Raw genomic sequence first — 3,586 nt, 5'->3', positions numbered from 1 at the left:
AATAAAATTAAAATAAATCCGAAACCGAAAATCTCAATTCCGAAATTATAGCGCTGCTCCTTCAATCAAGGCGCTGTAAAACTCGCCTACATCCATACCCGCTGCACGTACCTGTTGCGGAATCAAACTGGCGGCAGACTGGCCTGGTGTGGTGTTGATCTCAATAAAATAAAAATCATTGCTGCCTTCAAGCAAAATAAAGTCGATCCTGGCCATGCCGCGGCAGTTGAGGCGGGTATACACCTCGGTAACTATGCCAGCAATTTCTTTAACCTTTTCAGCCGAAAGGTTGGCGGGAGTTATCTCTTGTGTTACACCAGAAGTATATTTCGCCTCGTAATCAAAAAAATCTTTTGAGGTTATAATTTCTGTAGCAGGCAATACCTTTATTTTACCGTGCAGGCGTGCTATACCAATACTGAACTCGCGGCCTTTAATAAATTCTTCTACTAACACCTGGGCATCCTCCTGAAATGCCCTGTTCAATGCTTCCGGCAGGCCGGCTATGTTTTGAACTTTGCTCATACCCACGCTGCTGCCACCATTATTAGGTTTAACAAACAACGGAAATTTCAAATTAGCTGCTATTGTGGCAACGTCATGCACATCGCGCTCAAATAAACGCATGGAATGTGCGGTATGCAAACCGTGGATCCCGTTCACGATCGCTTTGGTGTAAGCCTTGTTCATGGTAATGGCTGATGTTGTAGCATCGCAGGTATTATACGGGATGCCAAGCATATCAAAGTATCCCTGCAGTTTGCCATCCTCGCCGGGGGTACCGTGAATGGTAATGAAAGCGAAATCGAATTTTATTTTTTCCTGGTTAAGGGTGATGGTGAAATCGTTCTTATCTACATCAACGGCAGTATCATCGGCTTCAAAAAACCACCTGTCGCGGGTGATCAGGATGGTATAAACTTTATAGTTGCTATTAGCTGCAAGGTTAGCAGCAATATTTTTTGCACTGTTAAGGGATACTTCATATTCGCCGGTAAAGCCTCCGGCCAAAAGGGCTATATTTTTCATGATTTGGGTCAGAAAGTCCGAAAGTCGGTAAAGTCCGAAAGCCGGAAGCAGACCCCCAAATTTAGTAATTAGATCATGCGGTCATAATTTTTTCTAAACATCCCAATCAAGACAACCAAACTATAAACTAACTATCTGACTTACGGACTTTACCGACCTACGGACAACTTTAAAACTTTACGGCTAACAAAATAATTCCTATGTTTGATACTTAATTAAAAGGTTTACCCTTACATATACTGATGAGCAAATTTGGGGCTTACTTAAAATCAAAATCATTCCGGAATAACTTATTAATGGCTATTGTGACAGTGATAGCCGTTGTTTTAATAGCATTTTTTAGTCTTGGTTACTATACCCGCCACGGTTCGGGCATACCTGTACCAAAGCTTAAAGGCCTTACCATTGATAAGGCTATGGATATTTTAAAAGAACAGGGATTTGGCTATAAAATTGATTCTGTTTACGTGCAGGATGTGGCTCCCGGCACCATCGTTGAGCAGGATCCTGATCCCGGCACCAACGTTAAGGAAAACCGTGTAATTTACCTTACTATGGTGACTCTCCAAGCTCCACCTGTAAGTCTGCCCGATCTTGAACAAAGCAATTACCGCGAAGCTGTTGCAACTATATCAAACTATGGATTGAAAGTTGGTGATACAACTTATCGCTCAGACATTGCCAAAGACAGGATCCTGGAAGTACGTTTTGGCGGCCAGGTTATAAAACCAGGTACCAAGCTCCCGAAAGGGTCAAAAATTGATCTTGTTTTGGGTGATGGTGAAGGCGCAAGTGAGGTGGAAATCCCAGAGCTGGTAAACCTTGATCTGGATGCAGCTCGTTTTGCTATCAAAGGTGCCGGACTAACTGTTGGTATCATTACTTACCAGGGTACAATAAGCGATTCCACCAACGTGGTTGTAGTTTCGCAATATCCAATGAAAACCGATTCGTTAAGCAAAACAAGTATAGGTACACGTATAAACCTGACTGTTTCACAAGGCACAAAAACAGATGCAGTCCCACCGGCAAATTAAAGCTACCGAACTACTCGAACGCTTAAACCAAGGTGAGGATCTTAACCTGATTGATGTGCGTGAGGTTATTGAATACCATACCTACAATATAGGAGGCGATAATATCCCGCTGTCAAATTTGGAGAGTACACTTAACAGTTTACGCTACAACAAAACCGATGAGATAATCGTTATCTGCAAGGTTGGGCTAAGGAGCGAAACCGCACGAGCTATATTAGAGGAACACGGCTATAGCAATGTGAGGAATTTAAGCGGCGGACTAATAGCTGTTCAAAAATTAAAATAAATACAACAAATATCATCTATTCAATATCATGACCGCGGGAAAACAAGGATCAGGCATATTCAAAAAATTCATTATAGCGCTGGTAATCGTTATCATAGCGCTTTTAGGCTTCACAGGGTTTAACTATTATCTTAAGTACTTTGGCCCTAACGTTACCGATAAACAGGAGTATTTATACATTCATACAGGTGCAACTTTCAGCGATGTTTTTAAAACGATCCAGGATGAGGGCATTGTAAAAGATACGGCATCATTTGCATGGGCAGCACGCGATATGAATTACACCACCCGTGTAAAACCGGGTAAATACCGCCTCCACAATGGTTTGGGCAACCGTAAGCTGATCAATATGCTTGCATCAGGCACACAGGAGCCTGTTAAGGTTGAATTTCATGGATTAAGACTTAAAGAACAATTTGCCGGCTTCATCTCAAAAAAGATAGAGCCTGATTCAATGGCGATCATCAGGCTACTTGACTCGGCAAGTTTTGTAAGTAAATACGGTTTTACTACTGATAATGTTTATACAGTGATCATGCCCGATTCATACCAGATGTATTGGAATACTACACCCGAAAAGTTTTTTAAACGGATGTATGATCACTATGAAGCATTTTGGACCCCCGAACGCAAACAACAGGCTGCCGCGATAAACCTTAATCCACAGGAAGTTTCTGTTTTAGCATCGATAGTTGATGCCGAAGCTTTGCATGATGATGAAATGCCTGCTGTAGCCGGTTTATATCTTAACCGCCTTAAAAAGGGAATGAAGCTTGAAGCCGACCCTACCGTCATCTTCGCGCTGAACGATTTTACTATCAAACGCGTACTTACCCGTTACCTTTCATACAATTCACCATACAACACTTACCTGCATACAGGTTTGCCTCCGGGCCCTATCATGATGCCATCGGTTAACGCGGTAAAAGCAGTACTGAATTATCAGAAGAGCGATTACATTTACATGTGTGCCAAAGCTGATTTTTCGGGCTATCATGCCTTTGCTACCAATATGTCCGATCATTTGGTTAACGCACATAAATTTCAGCAAGCCCTTAACGAGCGTAACATCCGCAGGTAATGTTTGAGCACACCACCAAGATACGGGTGCGCTACGGCGAAACCGACCAGATGGGCTATATGTACTATGGTAATTATGCCGAGTTTTATGAAGTTGGCCGTGTAGAAATGCTCCGCAGTCTTGGCCTTACTTATAAAGGCATGGAGGAATCGG

Annotated in this window: 5 protein-coding genes; 4 read left to right on the top strand and 1 reads right to left on the bottom strand. The window is 42.5% G+C overall.

What is annotated here, in order from left to right:
* Positions 1 to 45: 45 nt before the first annotated feature.
* Positions 46 to 1,029, bottom strand: coding sequence for a D-alanine--D-alanine ligase (locus VF500_RS09390; protein WP_330859430.1), 984 nt, complete (start codon positions 1,027 to 1,029; stop codon positions 46 to 48).
* A gap of 242 nt (positions 1,030 to 1,271) precedes the next feature.
* Between VF500_RS09390 and VF500_RS09385 the strand changes: the two genes are divergently transcribed.
* The 4 genes from VF500_RS09385 to VF500_RS09370 form a co-directional block, all read left to right on the top strand.
* On the top strand, positions 1,272 to 2,066 hold the full coding sequence (locus VF500_RS09385; RefSeq protein ID WP_330859429.1) for a PASTA domain-containing protein: 795 nt from the start codon (positions 1,272 to 1,274) through the stop codon (positions 2,064 to 2,066).
* Positions 2,044 to 2,352 (top strand): rhodanese-like domain-containing protein, encoded by a 309-nt coding sequence (locus VF500_RS09380; RefSeq protein WP_330859428.1) that lies wholly within the window; start codon positions 2,044 to 2,046, stop codon positions 2,350 to 2,352. Before VF500_RS09385 ends, VF500_RS09380 begins: the two co-directional genes overlap by 23 nt.
* A gap of 28 nt (positions 2,353 to 2,380) precedes the next feature.
* On the top strand, positions 2,381 to 3,433 hold the full coding sequence (gene mltG / locus VF500_RS09375) for an endolytic transglycosylase MltG (RefSeq protein ID WP_330859427.1): 1,053 nt from the start codon (positions 2,381 to 2,383) through the stop codon (positions 3,431 to 3,433).
* A partial coding sequence (locus VF500_RS09370) for an acyl-CoA thioesterase (protein WP_414688571.1) occupies positions 3,433 to 3,586 on the top strand: 154 nt, incomplete at its 3' end. The genes mltG and VF500_RS09370, both read left to right, overlap by 1 nt.

The organism is Mucilaginibacter sp., assembly GCF_036383575.1.
Classification (GTDB): Bacteria; Bacteroidota; Bacteroidia; order Sphingobacteriales; family Sphingobacteriaceae; genus Mucilaginibacter.
This window is presented reverse-complemented; position numbering and strand designations above follow the sequence as displayed.